12 protein-coding genes are annotated in these 18,020 nt (G+C 64.5%); 7 read left to right on the top strand and 5 right to left on the bottom strand.

The window, feature by feature from the left end; all coding sequences use genetic code 11:
- The 7 genes from CH281_RS04130 to CH281_RS04100 all read left to right on the top strand — a co-directional run bounded on the left by CH281_RS04130 (position 1) and on the right by CH281_RS04100 (position 10,915).
- Positions 1 to 2,403: a glycoprotein gene (locus CH281_RS04130; protein ID WP_256983356.1), complete on the top strand. Its 2,403-nt coding sequence runs from the start codon at positions 1 to 3 to the stop codon at positions 2,401 to 2,403.
- Positions 2,400 to 6,590, top strand: coding sequence for a murein biosynthesis integral membrane protein MurJ (locus CH281_RS04125; RefSeq protein WP_179274105.1), 4,191 nt, complete (start codon positions 2,400 to 2,402; stop codon positions 6,588 to 6,590). Before CH281_RS04130 ends, CH281_RS04125 begins: the two co-directional genes overlap by 4 nt.
- 99 nt (positions 6,591 to 6,689) lie before the next feature.
- Positions 6,690 to 7,271, top strand: coding sequence for an RNA polymerase sigma factor SigM (gene sigM, locus CH281_RS04120; RefSeq protein WP_094693045.1), 582 nt, complete (start codon positions 6,690 to 6,692; stop codon positions 7,269 to 7,271).
- Positions 7,272 to 7,330: 59 nt separating this feature from the next.
- Positions 7,331 to 8,089: a hypothetical protein gene (locus CH281_RS04115; RefSeq protein WP_094693043.1), complete on the top strand. Its 759-nt coding sequence runs from the start codon at positions 7,331 to 7,333 to the stop codon at positions 8,087 to 8,089.
- A gap of 125 nt (positions 8,090 to 8,214) precedes the next feature.
- The gene (gene trxB, locus CH281_RS04110) at positions 8,215 to 9,204 is read left to right on the top strand and encodes a thioredoxin-disulfide reductase (RefSeq protein ID WP_032371600.1); all 990 of its coding nucleotides are present in this window, start codon (positions 8,215 to 8,217) and stop codon (positions 9,202 to 9,204) included.
- 46 nt (positions 9,205 to 9,250) lie between these two features.
- Positions 9,251 to 9,583: a thioredoxin gene (trxA, locus tag CH281_RS04105; protein WP_008711582.1), complete on the top strand. Its 333-nt coding sequence runs from the start codon at positions 9,251 to 9,253 to the stop codon at positions 9,581 to 9,583.
- Between the two features lie 138 nt (positions 9,584 to 9,721).
- Positions 9,722 to 10,915: an N-acetylmuramoyl-L-alanine amidase gene (locus tag CH281_RS04100; protein ID WP_032371397.1), complete on the top strand. Its 1,194-nt coding sequence runs from the start codon at positions 9,722 to 9,724 to the stop codon at positions 10,913 to 10,915.
- Between the two features lie 38 nt (positions 10,916 to 10,953).
- Here the strand turns inward: CH281_RS04100 and CH281_RS04095 are convergent, their stop codons facing one another.
- The 5 genes from CH281_RS04095 to CH281_RS04075 all read right to left on the bottom strand — a co-directional run bounded on the left by CH281_RS04095 (position 10,954) and on the right by CH281_RS04075 (position 18,016).
- Positions 10,954 to 11,634, bottom strand: a complete 681-nt coding sequence (locus tag CH281_RS04095; RefSeq protein ID WP_094693041.1) for a hypothetical protein — start codon at positions 11,632 to 11,634, stop codon at positions 10,954 to 10,956.
- Positions 11,635 to 11,870: 236 nt separating this feature from the next.
- Positions 11,871 to 12,947 (bottom strand): ParB/RepB/Spo0J family partition protein, encoded by a 1,077-nt coding sequence (locus tag CH281_RS04090; RefSeq protein WP_094693039.1) that lies wholly within the window; start codon positions 12,945 to 12,947, stop codon positions 11,871 to 11,873.
- A gap of 3 nt (positions 12,948 to 12,950) precedes the next feature.
- On the bottom strand, positions 12,951 to 13,952 hold the full coding sequence (locus tag CH281_RS04085; RefSeq protein ID WP_027495008.1) for a ParA family protein: 1,002 nt from the start codon (positions 13,950 to 13,952) through the stop codon (positions 12,951 to 12,953).
- A gap of 76 nt (positions 13,953 to 14,028) precedes the next feature.
- On the bottom strand, positions 14,029 to 14,706 hold the full coding sequence (rsmG, locus tag CH281_RS04080; protein ID WP_032371601.1) for a 16S rRNA (guanine(527)-N(7))-methyltransferase RsmG: 678 nt from the start codon (positions 14,704 to 14,706) through the stop codon (positions 14,029 to 14,031).
- Positions 14,707 to 17,323: 2,617 nt separating this feature from the next.
- Positions 17,324 to 18,016, bottom strand: coding sequence for a Jag family protein (locus CH281_RS04075; RefSeq protein ID WP_032392635.1), 693 nt, complete (start codon positions 18,014 to 18,016; stop codon positions 17,324 to 17,326).
- Positions 18,017 to 18,020: the final 4 nt, after the last annotated feature.

The following is an 18,020-nucleotide window of genomic DNA, read 5'->3' as shown; positions in this document are numbered from 1 at the left end:
GTGCGGGCCCGGAAGGTCGCTGCCGCCGCATTGACCTCGTTTTTCCTCGCTGCAGCGCCGGCCGTCGGCACCGCAGCACTGGGACCCCAACAGCTCCCTACCGCCACGGCGCAGCCAGATTCCGCCGGAGACACCAGCGGCACGACCAGCGCCGTTCCCGATACCCCGATGACGCAGGCCGGCGATCCGTTCCTGACGCTGAGCATCGATACGGTCGCACCCTCGACGGTCACCACCAGCAGCGATCCGTTCGTCACGGTTCGCGCGACGGTGAAGAACACCGGCGATCGACGCGTCGACGACGTCAGCGTTCGCCTACAGGGTGCGGCGGCCATCGACACGACGTCCGGTCTGCGGACCTCGCTCACCCTCGACCAGGAAAGATTCGACCGCGTCGGGACTTTCGTCACGGTCGCGGAGTCGCTGAAAAAGGACCAGAGCCGCCAGTTCGATCTGTCGATGCAGCTACGAAGCAGTACCGAGCCCTCCCTCGGGATCGACGCTCCCGGCGTTTACCCCCTACTACTCAACGTCAACGGCACCCCCGAATACGGCGGGACGGCTCGACTCGACGACGCCCGCTTCCTGCTACCCGTCGTCGGACTGCCGCGGAATCCCGGTCAGCTCGACCCCGCAGCGCCCGACGCGATGCCGCTACCCCCCAACACCCGGAACCCCGTTGCAATGACGGTGTTGTGGCCACTCGCCGACATTCCCCGTCTCGCAGCCGGAATCCCCGGTTCCATCGACGATCGAGTGCGTTTGATCGACGACGACCTGGCGACCCAGCTCGCCGCTGGTGGTCGGCTCGACACCCTGCTCAAAGCCCTGGAATTCGCGACGCAGCCCGGTCTCGATCCCGACGGCAAACTGGCGTCGAGCCTGTGCATCGGCATCGATCCCGACCTGCTGGTCACCGTCTCGAACATGACCCGCGGCTACCTCGTCGTCGACAACCCGGCCGATCCGGCCAGCTCCGCGCGGGAGGGCTCCGGCAGCGGGGCCGCAGCCCAGTGGTTGACGCGGCTCGAGGCACTGGCGTCGAACATGTGCGTGACGGCCCTGCCGTTCGCTCAGGCCGACCTCGCCGCCGTCGCCGACATCGGTGATTCCTCGCTGCTCAGCAGCGCTGTCGCCGCCCCGGCCGACATCGTCGACGGCATCCTCGGCATCAGTTCGGTACGCGGTTTCACCTGGAGTGCCACCGGCGGCGTCGACGCGGGCGCTGCGGACGCGCTGAGATCGTCGGGAACCGGGACCGTCCTCGTCGCCGACAACAGCATCAGCCCACCCACGTCGTCGCCGACGTCTCTGCTGGTGTCCACCGACACCGCGCCGACCGCCGCCGATCCGACCGGCACCTTGGCCGCCACCCACTACGACTCGGCGACCGCAGCCGCACTGGCCGGCGTCGGGACGACCCCGTCGACCCCGCCCTTGACCCCGGCGAATCAACGCTTCGACCTGGGCACCGACTCTCGCACCGCACGGCTGCAGGACGCCCTCGGCGCCATCAATTTTCACGCCCTCGTCGGAGCCGATCGACCCGGCCGCACGGTGACCGTCGCACCGCCGCAGTACTGGACCGCGGGAGGAGACGAACCATCGGCAATCCTGTCGACGGTGTCCTCGCTGTTGCGTTCGGGCCTGGCGACGCCTCGCCCGCTGCCCGGCCTGATCACCGAGCCCCCCACCGGCATCCCGGTGACCAGCATCGATGTGCCGACCGATCTCGATGCGTCTGCCATCGACACGGTGCGAACACAAAGCGCACGCGTGGACACCCTGGCGCAGTCGCTGGTCGAGGATCCCCAGTCCGCACTGACTCCGCGCCTGTACACCGCCCCGCTGCGAGAGGACATGCTCCGCGCCCTGTCGACCGCGGGTCGCGCCAGCGCCGAAAGCGAGGACGCCGCGGCCATGGCACGCACCCGTCTCACCGCGACCCGCGTCGGACTCGACACCGTCTACGGATCGGTGACCGTGCTGGCCCCGGGCGGCGTCTACACACTCGCCTCCGAGCAGAGTCCGCTGCTGCTCGTGGCCCGCAACGACCTACCGGTGCCGGTCAACGTGCTACTCCGAGTGGACGCGCCACCGGAGATGACGATCAGCGACGTCGGTGTGACCCAACTTCCGGCGCGCGGATCGCGAACCATCACCGTGCCCGCCGAGGTGGACGACAAACGCAATCTGTCGGTCGACTTCTCCGTCACCACCCTCGACGGCACCCGGCTCGGCGAGGTATCGACGGTGTCGGTTCGATCGAACGCATACGGTCAAGCTCTCGCGATAATTACCGCCTGCGCCGGCGCGCTCCTACTGTTGCTTGCAGGCCGACGACTCTGGCACCGATTCCGAGGACAACCCGACCCGGCCGACGAAGGGTACGAGAGACCATGACAGGCAATGTGCCGTACGACGGCGACCTGCCCCGGTCACGCATGCCCGCAGCGCAGGTGTTCCGGAGAACGACGCCCCCACGCCCCGCCCCCTGGGAGCGGCAACCGCGACCGGAGATGCGTTCCTATCCGGCACCGCCCCCGCTCGACGGTCAACCGGCAGCGGACGACTCCGCAACTCAGCTCATCCCACGGTTCCGGGACGAGGACTACCCACCCGCCGCGCCGTCGGGGAACATCCCTCCGCCGCAGACTCCACCGGGCGGCAACGAGTCACCACCGCAGCCCGAACCCAGACCTCAGAAGTCGTTGCTGGCCGCCTCCGGTTCCATTGCGGTGGCCACCCTCGTCAGCCGGATTACCGGATTCGCCAAGCAAGTAGCCATGACGGCCACCCTCGGCCCCGCCCTGGCCAGCGCATTCACCGTCTCGACGATTCTGCCGAACATGATCTCCGAGCTGGTGCTCGGTGCCGTCCTCGGAGCGATCGTCGTTCCTGTCCTGGTACGCGCAGAACAAGAGGACGCCGACGGCGGACGTGACTTCGTCCGACGCCTGTTCACCATCGCGGTCGCGCTCCTCGGAACCGTGGCGCTCGCCGCAACGATCGCAGCCCCGCTGTTGGCGCGGCTGATGCTCGACGGCGATCCGAAGGTCAACGAGGACCTGACCATCGCGTTCACCTATCTGGTGCTGCCTGCGCTGATGTTCTACGGGCTCTCCGGCCTGCTCACGGCGGTGCTCAACACCCGGCAGAACTTCAGGCCCGGAGCCTGGGCACCCGTTTACAACAATCTCATCGTGCTCGGCGTCTTCGCGCTGTACTTCTTCATGCCGGGCGAGATCAGCGTGAACCCGGTCGAGATGGGCAACCCCAAACTTCTCGTTCTCGGCCTCGGCGTCACCGCTGGTGTCATCACCCAGGTCGTTGCGCTGGTCCCGGCGCTGCGCCGCGAACGCATCGACCTGCGCCCACTCTGGGGATTCGACGAGCGGCTCAAGAAGTTCGGCGCGATGGCCGCTGCGATCGTGCTCTACGTCGTCATCAGCCAGATCGGGTTGATCGTGGCCACCAGGATCGCGTCGGGCACCGACATCGCGAGCAACACGATCTACTCCCAGGCCTGGATCGTGCTGCAGTTGCCCTACGGCATCCTCGGCGTCACGGTGCTGACGGCGATCATGCCTCGACTCAGTCGCAACGCCGCCAACGGAGACACCCCGTCCGTCGTCGACGATCTGTCGGTCGCGACCCGCCTGACGATGGTTGCGCTGGTGCCGATCGTCGTGTTCCTGACGTTCGCGGGCCCGTGGGTGGGCGTGGCGCTGTACGGCTTCGGCCGGTTCGCCGACGTCGCACCCAGACTCGGCGAGGCCGTGAGCTGGTCGGCGTTCTCCCTGATCCCGTACGCCCTGGTCCTGATCCATCTCCGCGTGTTCTACGCGCGTGAGAAGGCCTGGACTCCGACGTGGATCGTGCTCGGCATCACCGCCGTCAAGATCGGCCTGTCGTTGCTCGCGCCGATCGTCGCATCCGATCCCGACCAGGTGGTGCTGCTCCTCGGCGCCGCGACCGGCCTCGGCTACACCGCAGGTGCCGTCATCGGCGGGTACCTGCTGCACAAGAGCCTCGGCAACCTGCGGATGGCCAACGTCGGGAAGACTGTCTGGCTGGTTCTCATCGCCTCGCTGGCCGGCGGCGCAGCCATGCTCGCCATCGACCGGATCGTCGGATTCGACGCCATGGCGAACGGCTGGATCGGCAACTTCGTGCGCGTCGCGATGGACGCCGTCATCATGCTCGGCATCACGTTCTCCATCCTGTGGTTCGGCAAGATTCCCGAAGTACTGGCCGTCACCGTCGCGTTGAGCCGTCTTGTCCGCCGGGTCCTCGGACGGTCGGCCCCGCCCGAGCCTGCGACGTCCGGTTCGGTGCCGGATCCGGCTGCCGCGGAAACCAGCGTGATTCCTGTTATTCGAACCGAGCCCACATGGGACACTGCGCGGGATCGACTCCCGTACCCTGGTCAACGGCACCCGGGGGCAGACGCCCCTGCAGGTCGACCGCTTGTAGAACAACACGGGGCATATTCGCCTGAAGGAGTAACAGTGACCGACGACGATGTTGCTGGGGGGCCGGCACAGTCTCCAGCAAACGAAGCCGACCGGACGAGCGGCGGAGTCGAAGTCGACACCCAGGACCGCACCGAGCCCGTGAAGGCCGAGTCTGCTGCGTCGTCGAAAGCACCCGAGTCGAAAGCACCCGAGTCGAAGACAGCGGACCCGAAAGCACCTGATTCTTCGAAGAAGCCGAGCACACCCAGCACGCCTGAGTCGGCGGCAGCATCGAGTGCCGAGGCCACCGAGAAGAAGGAAACCAAAGCGTCCGCTCCCAAGGATCAGACGATCGCGATCTCCAAGGCAGCGCTGGCGGCCAAGCCGTCGGACAAGACCGTCTCCATCTCGAAGGCGAAGCTGCCGGTCGACGACGCGAGCAAGGCCGAGCCGAAGACCGACAGCACACCGGTGGACGCGACGAAGAAATCGGCGGCAGTCGACACACCAGTAGCACCGAAGCCGACGACGGACAAAGCTGCCGAAAAACCAGCCGAGGACCAGGCCACCGCGGACGCCCCCGGGCGCACCCTTCGCGGACCGACGCTGATTCCCGGTGCTTCGGTGGCCGGGGGACGCTACCGCCTGTTGGCACCGCACGGTGGAGCTCGCGGTCTGAAGTTCTGGCAGGCCCACGACGTCAAGCTCGACCGCGAGGTCGCGTTGACGTTCGTCGACGCCGATCAGCAGTCCACGGCGTCACCCAACGACCGCACTCAGGGCCCGCAGGCAATCCTGTCCCGGACGCTGCGCCTCGGTCGGATCAACTCTCCCGGCCTCGCCCGGGTGCTCGACGTGGTGCGCGGTAGCTCCGGCGGCATCGTCGTCGCCGAGTGGACTCCCGGTCGCTCGCTGCGCGAGATGGCCGATACGGTTCCTGCCCCCACCGGTGCCGCTCGTGCGATCAAGGTCCTGGCCGCCGCGGCCGAGGCTGCGCACCGCAGCGGCGGCGCGCTGTCGATCGACCACCCCGATCGCGTACGCATCAGTACCAGCGGCAACGCCGTCCTGGCGTTTCCCGCGACTCTGGCGGACGCCGACTCCAGTTCGGACGTCCGTGGTCTCGGTGCCATGCTCTACGCCCTGATCACTGCACGCTGGCCGTTGTCGGACACCACCGGAGAAGCCGTCGTTCCCGGTGACGCGGCATCCCTGCGCAGCGTCGGCGGCATGCGTCCGGCCGATCGGGACGACAAGGGTGCGCCGCGCGAGCCTCGCGAAATTCGCCCCGACGTTCCGTTCGAGATCTCTGCCGTCGCGGTACGAGCGCTCGAGCAGAACAGTGGCATTCGCACCGCCGCGACGGTGCAGCACGTTCTCGATCAGGCCGCGGTGGTCAACGACAAGACCGACCTGATGCCGGCACTGCGACTGGGCCAGCGTGCCCCGGGAGCCAGCGGTCACTCGCTCGCAGACCCGGAAGAGCTGGCCGCAGAGAAGGCGAAGTCGACGCGAACCAACATCGCCATCGCCGTTCTCGGCGCTCTGACGGTGCTGATTCTGGCGTTCGCCGGCTATTGGTTGTTCACCTCCATCGCGGGCGACAACACCGATGCGCCGCTGGACAGCCAGGAGTTCGGGCTGACGACCCCGGCTGCCGCACCGCCGGCCGGCGACACCGCTGCGCCCCCGGCGCCGACGGGTGGACCCGTCGCGATGAGCGATGTCAGCGTCTTCTCCCCACAGGGGTCTGCAGACAACCCGGGCACGGCATCGAACGTGATCGACAACAACCCCAGCACGGCCTGGACCACCGACTCCTACTTCCAGCAGTTCCCGGCACTGAAGAACGGTGTCGGACTGCTCGTCACCATCCCGTCGTCGACGTTGAAGAACGCGTGGATCGAATCGACGTCGCCGGGAACGGTCGTCGAGATCAGGTCCGCTCCCAACGATTCACCGAGCCTCGGCGACACCACGCTGCTCGGTGAAGCCACTCTGCAGAACGGCCGCACCGACATCGCACTCGACGGCACCGAACCCACCGGCAACGTCCTGGTGTGGATCACCTCCCTCGGAGAGCAGGGTGGCCGCATCGCTACCTCGATCTCCGGGATCGGTTTCGACACGTAAAACCGGCGATACAGAGGCAAATCGCGTTCGTTTCGTACTTCTCGGTATCGATGGCCTAGGCTCCCCCCAATGCGTTAACACGGGGGGAGCCGTTTTCGTATGACCGAACGTATCGATTCGGCGCTGGGGGAGCGCACGGATGTGGAATTGTTGGCTGCTCACGCAGCCGGTGAGCCGACCGCATTCGCCACGTTGATCCATCGCCATCAGGAACACCTGTGGCTCACGGCACGCCGCACGAGCTACACACCCGAGGACGCATCCGACGCGTTGCAGGAGGCATTGCTCTCCGCGCATCGAACGGCCGGGTCGTTTCGCGCCGACGCTGCAGTCCGCAGTTGGTTGCACAAGATCGTCGTCAACGCGTGCCTCGATCGCATTCGCCGAAACAAGGCACGTCCGTCGGTTCCGTTGAGCGAGAACGAGAGTCACGAACCGGTGTCGCCTCGGGACCGCATCTCCGAATCCGAGACCAGCATCCTCGTCCGACAGGCCCTGATGACGCTGCCGCCCGACCAACGAGCGGCGGTGGTCGTCGTGGACATGGAGGGCTACTCCGTGGCCGACGCCGCAGCGTTGCTGGGGGTTCCCACCGGTACCGTGAAGAGTCGATGCGCTCGCGGCAGACTCAAGTTGTCGACGCAGCTCGCATACCTCAAGGACGCAGGGAACCGAATCTAGACCCCTCGCGTCTAAACCGTGTGAGAGGGAAAGAAGACTCGGCGAAGGGAGGTAGGAACGTGTCGTCGAACACCGACGCTCTACCCGGTGCCCCGTTCTCACCCGAGTTGCTGGCCGATCTGCATGCAGATGCTCTACCCGAGGACGTCAGCAGTCGGCTGTGGCCGTTGGTGCGTGCCGACGCCGAGGCGATGCGCATACTGGTGACACTGGACACCGTCACCGCTCGGCTGCACGAGTTGGGCGAGGATCCGAACGGCACGATGCCCGTTCCCGCCGACGTCGCCCGGCAGATCGATCGCACCCTCGAGACCCTGGCCGACACAGAGTCGGCGGACCGTACCGCCGACGTCCTTCCGCTTCGCAGACCTCCACGTAGCGCGCGTACACGCCGACATGCCATCGTCGGAATTGCCGCTGCTGCAGCACTTCTCGCGGGTGGTTCGGTCACCTTCGCCGCCGTCCTGCACAGCCCGGGCACGTCGGATCCCGTCGTAGCCGAGCCGGGGACCACGCCAACCGACTCGTCCCTCGTTCTCGATTCCACCGATCTCGACTCGAACGTCGCGTTCACCGTCATCGGTAAACGCGACCCCGGCAGCCTGTCGGATCCGGCAGACCTGGCCGCGTGTCTCGACGCCAACGGCGTGGACCCCGCCGCCGCCGTTCTCGGATCCAGTCAGGTTCGAATCGACGGCCGACAGGGAACTCTCCTCGTCCTCGCCGGGGCCGGGCCCGCGCAGTTCATCGCTCTGGCAGTGGGCAACGATTGCCGCGGCGGCAATCCCGACGTCCTCACGCGTCGCGATATCGGCTGACACATCTCTCACCGGGGAACAACTGCCTCTAGGGTGGTGTTGACCAGATGTACGTCGATAGGCAGTGCTCAGTGCACTTTCGCGTCGACGCCAAGAACACGCCGCACAAGATCGGAAGGTCTGCATTGAGTACCCCCAAGGTTCACGATCTCATCATCGTCGGCTCGGGACCGGCCGGATACACCGCCGGTGTCTACGCGGCCCGCGCAGAGTTGGAGCCCATCCTGTTCGAGGGAACCCAGTTCGGCGGTGCCTTGATGACGACGACCGAGGTCGAGAACTTCCCCGGTTTCCGCGAGGGCATCATGGGCCCCGATCTGATGGAACAGATGCGCGAACAGGCGCAACGTTTCGGTGCCGACATCCGCACCGAGGACGTCGAGGAGCTCGAGTTGACCGGGCCGATCAAGACTGTCTCGGCGGGCGGCGAGACCTACCGAGCTCGCGCGATCATTCTCGCGATGGGTGCAGCCGCTCGGTACCTCTCCATTCCCGGTGAGGAGAAGCTCCTCGGACGCGGCGTCAGCGCATGCGCCACCTGCGACGGGTTCTTCTTCCGCGACCAGGATATCGCCGTCATCGGCGGTGGCGACTCGGCAATGGAGGAGGCAACCTTCCTCACGCGCTTCGCCCGCAGCGTGACGATCGTGCACCGCCGCAGCGAGTTCCGCGCGTCGCGCATCATGCTCGAGCGCGCCAAGAAGAACGAGAAGATTCGTTTCCTCACCGACACCAAGGTTCTCGAAGTGCTCGGCGACACCAGCGTCACCGGCCTGTCTCTGGAACATGCAGTCACCGGCGAGAAGACGACTCTGGACGTCACCGGGATGTTCGTGGCGATCGGCCATGATCCTCGCAGCGAACTGGTCAAGGGCCAGGTCGAACTCGACGATGCCGGATACGTCAAGATCGCATCGCCCACGTCGGCCACCTCGGTCGAAGGGGTGTTCGCTGCCGGCGACCTCGTCGATCACGTGTACCAGCAGGCCATCACCGCTGCGGGTACCGGCTGCACCGCATCCATCGACGCCGAGCGTTGGCTGGCCGAGCAGGGCGACATCACCACCAACACACTCGAGCACGCCGATCAGCCGGTCGACGCTGTCAACGCCTGACCGGTAGACCCACCACCTGTTGCAGACCCACACCGAGGAGATTCACATGTCCGACGACAAGAGCACAGTCACCATCACCGACGCGTCGTTCGTCGACGACGTTCTGACCAGCGAGAAGCCCGTTCTGGTCGACTTCTGGGCCACCTGGTGCGGCCCGTGCAAGATGGTTGCTCCCGTGCTCGAGGAGATCGCTGCCGAACACAAGGACAAGCTGACCATCGCCAAGCTCGACATCGACGCCAACCCGCAGGCGGCTCGGGACTTCAAGGTCATGTCCATCCCGACGCTGATCCTGTTCCAGGGTGGCAAGCCGGTCAAGCAGATCGTCGGCGCAAAGGGCAAGGCCGCGCTGCTCAAGGACCTCGAAGGCGTTATCTGACTCACCCACGCTTGGTGTGGATTGCCGCAGAAGCCTGTCTTTCTGCGACAATCATCTGATGTGCCGATGCTTGCGTCGGCACATCAGCGCATCGAAGTGCGTGTTGACCGTCAGGACGATCGAGAGGGTTTTTCCAGGATGCAGGAGCTCAGTCACGGCGATTCCGGACCCGCCGTCGCCGAGGTCCGCGGCACTCTCTCGGCACTCGGTTTCCTCCACGAGGCCGTGGTTCCGCCCGGCCCGATGGACGACGGCCACTGGACGGCCCCAGGATCGGTGTTCGACCGGGCCCTCGACGGTGCCGTGCGCGCGTTCCAGCAGCATCGCGGCTTACTGGTCGACGGTGTCGTCGGACCGGCCACGTACCGTGCCCTCAAAGAAGCGTCCTACCACCTCGGTGCCCGCACGCTGATCTACCAGCTGTCCGCTCCGCTGTACGGCGACGATGTCGCTACCCTGCAGACACGCCTGCAGGACCTCGGTTTCTACAACGAGCGCGTCGACGGCTTCTTCGGTCCGAAGACGCACGAGGGCCTGTCGTCTTTTCAACGCGAGATCGGTCTGGCACCCGACGGTATCTGTGGTCCGGCGACACTGCGTTCGCTCGACCTCCTCGGAACCCGCGTCACCGGTGGATCGCCCCACGCGATGAGCGAAGAAGAACTCGTACGCAAATCCGGCCCACAGTTGACGGGTAAGCGAATCGTCATCGACCCCGATCTCGGTGGCGCCGACACCGGACGCATCGTCGACGGCACATTCGGACGCGTCTCCGAATCGGAAATTCTGTGGGATCTGGCCAGTCGTCTGGAAGGCCGAATGGCGGCGACCGGAATGGAAACGTTCCTCTCTCGTGCACGGGGCACCAACCCGTCGGTGGCCGACCGCGCGGAGACCGCCAACGCCTGGGGCGCAGATCTGATGATCTCGCTGCGCTGCGCGTCGAGCACTAGTCCTGTGGCCAATGGAGTGGCCAGCTTCCACTTCGGTAACTCGCACGGATCCACCTCGATGATCGGCCAGGTCCTCACCAGCTACGTGCAACGCGAAATCGTGGCTCGCACACCACTTCTCGATTGCCGTAGTCACGGCCGCACGTGGGATCTGTTGCGGCTCACCAACATGCCGACCATCCAGATAGACCTCGGCTACCTCACCAACGAATCGGACGTCGAAGTACTGAGCGATCCGCGATTCCGAGACATCATTGCCGAAGCAATCCTGATCGCCGTCAAGCGGTTGTACCTCCTGGGTCAGGACGACCAACCGACCGGCACGTTCACGTTCGCTGAACTACTGGCCGAGGAACTCGCAGCCGCCGACCGTCCCTGATCGACGGCGCCCCCGAGCCACCGGTCGGAGCTCGCCGTTCAGCGAGCTCCGACCGTCGACTTCTGTTCGATGTCGACCACCGAGATACTCGCCGCCACCAGCAATTGCTCGAGCGCCGATTCGACGTCCTGCTTCCACCCGTGATCGCGATCCAATTCGAGGCGGAGTCTCGGGAACCTGTAATGCGGCGCCACCACCTCGAAGCCGACCTTCTCCAGAAAGTCGGCGTCGATCATGCATGTCGCAGCCGAGCACGTCGCATGTGCCGTCGCGTTGGGAATTGCCGGCGACGCGTCGTCCGCATTGTGGCGAATGCCGAAGGCCTCCAAGGCACGAACACCACGATTGACGAGATCGCCGACCACGGCCTGAATCAGGGTTGCCGAGTGCAGATCCGCATCGGCCGGGGAATCGATACGAAGCTGGGTCAGTAGGACCGCGTCGGGACTGACGGGCGAAGTAGGGAAGGTCGACGCCCGAGGAACTGCGCGGGGCGGGCAGTACAGCGCACACCCGATCGTGTCGCCGTCCACGGACAACAGCTGTCCGCACGATCCCCACTCGAGCATGATCGTCGACAGCCACACCTCGTTCTCGAATTCGAGGTCCACTGCCGCGCCGTCGGACGTGGGATCGAGGACCCAGAAGCTACACCGCCGAGAATGTGCCGGCAGATGTTCGAACGAGCCGAGGGTCACTCCGGTCACCATCGCCGACACCGCGTACCTCAGCCTCCGTGCAGTCGTTCCACCGCTCGATTCTCGGTGGGGAGCCGATTCTCTCCTCGACCAGGATAGGCGACCGGGTCGCGCTACCTGGTGATCGGGGAGGATCCTCGAAACCCAGTGCATCACAATAGTTTTCGATCCAATTTGCCGTTTTCGGGACCACTCGTCGTCGATATACGTCACAGTGACGTTACGCCCTGGTATGACTGGTCCTGAAAAAAACGCGGCTACTTTTTCTTCTGAGCTTCCATCATCTCGACGATTCTCTGAAGGTCGTCGACCGACCCGAATTCGACGACGATCTTGCCTTTTCGCTTACCCAGACTCACTGTCACCCTCGTATCGAACGAATCCGAGAGGCGATCGGCCACATCCTGAAGGCCCGGCATCTGGATCGGCTTGCGCTTCGCCGCCGGTTCGGGGGACTTACCGTCCTCGCGATTGGCGAGAGTGACGGCTTCTTCCGTCGCTCGCACCGAGAGACCCTCGGCCACGATGCGCGCAGCCAACGATTCCTGTGCATCCGATCCCGCGTCCAACGACAGCAGTGCGCGTGCATGTCCCGCCGACAGGACACCGGCTGCGACACGTCTCTGTACCGGAATCGGCAGCTTCAGCAGACGGATCATGTTGGTCACGACGGGGCGTGACCGTCCGATCTTTGCCGCGAGCTCTTCGTGCGTGACATCGAATTCCTCGAGCAGCTGCTGATATGCGGCCGCCTCTTCGAGGGGATTGAGCTGTACGCGATGGATGTTCTCGAGCAGTGCGTCGCGCAGCATTGCGTCGTCTGTGGTTTCCCGGACGATCGCGGGGATCTTCTCCAGGCCCGCTTCCTGGCTCGCGCGCCACCGCCGCTCGCCCATGACGAGTTGATACTTGGCATCTCCTGCAGCCGCAGAACCGGATACGAGACGCACCACGATCGGCTGCATGAGGCCGAATTCGCGAATCGAGTGCACCAGTTCGGCAAGGGATTCGTCGTCGAAGACGTGCCTCGGCTGCTTGGGATTGGCCTCGATTCGGTCCGGCGAGATCTCCCGATACACGGCACCGACAGGGGAGAGGTCGTCCCCGTTCAGAACCGGCGGCGTCGGAGTAGGCGCCGTTGCGGTCTCTGTGGTGTCGTCGGACGCCGTTGCCCGCTTGGGCTTCGTCGACGTGTCCGGCTTGTCCTTGGCGTTGCGGTCGGCACCGATGATGACGTCGGCTGCTGCATTACCGAGGCGCGGTCCGGCATCGGGGCCCGTGGGGATGAGCGACGCGAGTCCGCGCCCCAGACCGCCCTTACGTGCTTGACTCATGTCCTACTTCTTTCGTGCGTCGATGCCGGCCGAGCGAGCAGCGAGCTCTCGTCCGGCGTCCAGGTAACTCATTGCTCCACGCGAACCGGGGTCGTAATCCAACACCGTCATGCCGTACCCGGGTGCTTCGGAGACCTTCACACTGCGCGGAATCACGGCACGCAGCACGGCATCGCCGAAGTGCTTCCGCACTTCCTCGGCGACCTGATCAGCCAGTTTGGTGCGGCCGTCGTACATCGTGAGGATGACGGTCGAGACGTGCAATTCAGGATTGAGATGGGACTGAACCAGCTCGATATTCCGAAGAAGCTGCCCCACACCCTCCAGTGCGTAGTACTCGCATTGAATGGGAATCAGCACCTCGGTGGCCGCCACAAGCGCGTTGACAGTCAACAGACCGAGTGACGGTGGGCAGTCGATGAGGATGAAATCGGCGTCGAGTCCGGCCAACTCCTCGACCGACAACGCCGTCTTGAGGCGTCCTTCCCGGGCCACCATCGAGACCAATTCGATCTCCGCGCCCGCGAGGTCGATCGTTGCCGGGATGCAGAACAACCGCTCACTGTGCGGACTCTGCTGGATCGCGTCTTTGGCCTTCACTTCGCCGATGAGCACCTCGTAGCTCGACGGCACACCGGAATGATGTTCGACGCCCAGTGCCGTGCTGGCGTTGCCCTGAGGGTCCAGATCCACCACCAAGACCGTCAGGCCCTGGAGCGCGAGTGCGGCTGCGAGGTTGACCGCCGTCGTGGTCTTGCCGACGCCACCCTTCTGATTCGCAATCGTCAGCATGCGGCGCTTCGCCGGCTTGGGCAACGTCACCGATCCCGGGTGAAGGACCTGACTGGCCCGGTGCGCGGCGGCCCCGATCGGGGTGTCGTCGGTCGAAATCGAGTTGGTGTACTCGAAGCCACTCGTCACCCCCGCCTTGTTGGCGGCTGCGTTCGACGACTTCTTCTTGGACTCTGTTTCACGTGAAACAGCGGGATCCGACCCACCCGACATATGTGCTCCTTAGTGCGGAACTGAATGTGTTCTACGTTCGATACAAACGGCGCGGAGCGATTCCCGCAATCGATCATCAGTGGCGACTGAGCCGCCGCGGCTCACGGACTGCCCTAACGACGATGGTGGGTGTCGGAAGAAGACCGACACCGCACTCCACGACCTCCAGCTTGCCAGCACCCATACGGGTGAGGGAAGTCCTGTCGCGTTCGATCTCCTCACTCGCGCTGGAACCCTTCAGCGCGAGCATCCGGCCGCGTTCGTGAACGAGGGGGAGAGACCATTTGGCGAGCTTCTCCAGCGGGGCCACAGCCCTTGACGTGACGACATCCGCGCCGCCGGCTTCCTTCTTCACGCCGGGCTGCTCGGCCCGCCCACGTACGACCAACACGTTCAGATCGTGTTCGTCGATGAACTCGGCCAGATAGACGGTTCTCCGCAGAAGAGGCTCGACGAGCGTCACCCGAAGATCCGGTCGAGCGATGGCAAGAGGGATACCGGGCAGACCGGCACCGCTACCGATGTCGACCACAGTCTCGCCCTCGTCGATGAGCTCGCCGATCGCAGCGCAATTGAGGATATGCCGCTCCCAGAGTCGCGGAACTTCGCGTGGACCGATCAGCCCCCGTTCGACTCCGGCGGTAGCCAAGGACTCGTGATATCTCCGAGCAAGATCCAGTCGATCTCCGAACATCTGCTCGGCGACGGCCATCAACTCGGTGCTATCCGACGCTTCTTGTTCCACGTGAAACATCATCCCGTGCTCGGGCACGGATCGCCAAACGACACCTCTGTAAGTTGCCGAGATCGCGAGTTACCGGGAGTTGGAGTCCCGATTCGATGGGTCGAGCACAGCAGGATCGCCGTTCGCGCACCCGCTCCCGATTCGACGGTTCATCTTTCCCAACACTTCGCCGTTGCCGCGTACGCCGGTGTTTCACGTGAAACCGCGCCACGGTCCGACGGCTGGGGAGGCGACGGTTGCGTGTACTTCGAGCGACCGACCCGGTGTCCTCAGCGCACTCCAAAGAACTTGTGCACCGATACACATCGAGTGGGACTTCTCGGCCCGGCGATGGTGAACGAAATGCCCGTACGACCAGACCCATCCGGTACGAGAGCCCTTCCTGTCTCCCATCCGATGGGGGAGCGTCAGGCGGGGACAAGAAGCGGATCGCTGCCCTGTGCCCACCGCCGTCATGTGTCCTCGGCCGGGCCCCCTACGACCATTGCTATATGGACACTCGGCGAGCGCGCCAAGGGAAGCACTCAACCGGCACATTCACCCGACCACCATCACGGGTCCCACACAGTTCGCCGATGCGATGAGCACACCCGAGGACGGCGTTGGGGACCGCGTTCAATGAAAGGCATCCGCCATCCCCGCCCAGGTTTTGAGCAACCAGTTCGTCGAGACGAGTCGTAACTCTGATAGCCGTCTGCGTGCTGTCGGGCGGCGCCCTCCGCTGTTTCACGTGAAACCGGACAGCTCACTCTAGTCGAACAGCATCGGCAGATTCGTCGCGCGAATGACACCGCAATCGATCATGCCTCGACCGAGCCTGCTACACGTCGCCCTCACTCTCGACCACAGCCTCGCCCCACAGCACCAAGCTCGAAGCCGACTCCGCACCCCCTCGTTCGGACCGGCTCTTGCGAGCACCCGCCGTGGCGTCGTCCGCGATTGGCACCCACGCTTTCGGATACAACCGGACAGCTTCGAGCATCGTTTGACCTGTCGGAAAATGTCGCGCGGCTCGGACTGCTCCTCGGGCCGGGCCCGCCGAATGTCGTGAGCATCGGCCGGAGCGTATTCAAAACCGTCGGACGCTTCGAGAACAGGATCGTGTCCTAGATCGTGTTTTACGTGAAACACGATCCAACTCTCTGCGGGTCACGTTCGCCGTCGACGTCGCCGTAGTCTCGATGACCGTCAGTCCGTCTCGGCGCCAGGTTCTAAACGGGTCCTGCTGACAATCCGTCCGGACGTCAGATTCGCAGGCGACCCTCGGACGCCTCCGATCGGTTGGACCACTTCACCCGCAGACGCAATTCGAGGACGAAGCCTGCACGGCGATCGAGAGCGGCGACGTCGATCCGTCCTCGAGCAATTGGGGTCGGAAGCGTAAAGCGAGCCGGCATCAGTCCAATCGAGCCCAGTCTCGGTAAGTGACAGCCGGCCAGAAACCCGACTGTTTCACGTGAAACACGCACACGTGTCCGCACCCCTCGCAAGTCATCCGGGGGGAGGTAGTTCTCCCTATGCGACCGTCGTGTCCATGACGCGATGCCGGGGCGCACCCACGATGAGTGATCCTGCGTTCGCAGACCTTCGAGATCCAATGCTGGTGTATCGAGTCCAGCTGAGCGTGACGCGACCGACGGTGACTACGCACTGCCGGCCGCCACACGTCACGCCATGGTGAACCAACCATGCTCATTTGACCCTGCGTCGTCACCGCCCCCGGACACTCCGCCGTCGCGTTCCAGAGTGAGGTCATCATCGCCCAGACGGATCCTGCTACGCCTCATGCCTCTAGAAGTTCGCGCAGCACGCACAGCACGGTGACAACCCACCGTCCGTCGATCGGCTCACGTCTTCATCCGACACCGGCTCGGCAAGTGAGGAGCACACCTTCTCCAGACACGACAGCAGAGTTCGAGGTCATGAACTAGCCCGGTGCGCCAGCCCGCTACACCGAGGCCCGCCTGTCATATCGTCGCGCAAGCGGCCACGGTGACTATGTGCTCGCCGCGGGCACGCATCGCGGCAAGCGAACCGACGGTCGGATAGTCCGCGGTCCCACCGTGACTTGATTCCTTCCTCGGAACTTGGAACTGAGCACCCGCGTGCGTGACGCCGACAGAACTGTGCGGGCGAATCTGAACGTATGCACAATGGGTGGTCTTGGCTACTGGCATCGGCTGGGGTCCAAAAGTTGGTTGAGACTCTCGACTCCATCAAGCTGTGAAGCGTTCCTCGATCATCGGCTGTCGACGAAACGGGGCCGCGATCTGGTCGCGTGATCGGCGTGCAGATGACCGCCGGAAAGGGGGGAGCCGCCTCGACCTATTGATCGACATCTGCCTCAGCGTTCGTTTCACGTGAAACATCGTCCGTCACGTGAAACATCGTCCGTCACGTGAAACATCGTCCAACACGTGGAATCACGGACAGAGCCGCCCCTGCAACCACCCGTCACAGTGACGAAAGCGTCCGATACCGCTGGGCCCTCTATTTTTTGCTCTCGGAGCCCATCCGATCGCTAATACCCAAGGCAAATTACATCCATGCAATTCAAACCCGAGCTTTCGACACAAACGACGATGGCCCCCACCGAAGTGGGGGCCATCGCTTCTCGAAAGTGTCGCTATGCCTTGACGACGACTACCCGTCGAGCGGGTTCGACGCCGGTGCTCTCGCTCGCAACGCCGTCGATTTTGGCGACTGCGTCGTGCACGATCTTGCGCTCGAACGGAGTCATCGGAGTCAGTTCCTCACGCTCTCCGGATTCGAGTACTCGACGTGCTGCTTCGGCACCCAGGTTCCCGAGCTCGGTGCGTCGCTTGGCACGCCACCCGGCGACGTCGAGCATCAGCTTGCTGCGCTCGCCCGTCGACTGCTGCACAGCCAAACGGGTCAGTTCCTGCAGAGCGTCGAGTACCTCGCCCTTGCGACCGACGAGCTTGGCGAGATCGTCTCCGCCGTCGATGCTGACGATCGCGCGATCACCCTCCACGTCGAGGTCGATGTCTCCGTCGAAGTCGAGCACGTCCAGAAGCTGCTCGAGGTAGTCGCCGGCGATTTCGCCTTCCTCGACCAAGTAATCCTCGTCGTCTTCGTCGTCCTCATCCGAATCGTCTTCATTCGAGTCCGCAACGTCATCGACACTCGTGGGGACCGACGGAGTCTTCTGTACGGCGTCGTCGACAGTAGCTTCGTCGTCGGACTCCGTCTCGACGGCACTCACCTGATCGGTCTCGACCATCACGTCACCCACTCCATCCCCAGCTGCTGCGTTCCGTACTTCGTCGTTCTGTGCTTCTTCGGCGTGCGCTGCCATGTTC

Origin of the sequence: Rhodococcus sp. 06-221-2 (genome assembly GCF_002258365.1) — a bacterium.
GTDB lineage: Bacteria > Actinomycetota > Actinomycetes > Mycobacteriales > Mycobacteriaceae > Rhodococcoides > Rhodococcoides fascians.
The sequence above is the reverse complement of the archived record's forward strand: the minus strand, read 5'-3'. Positions and strand labels throughout refer to the sequence as shown.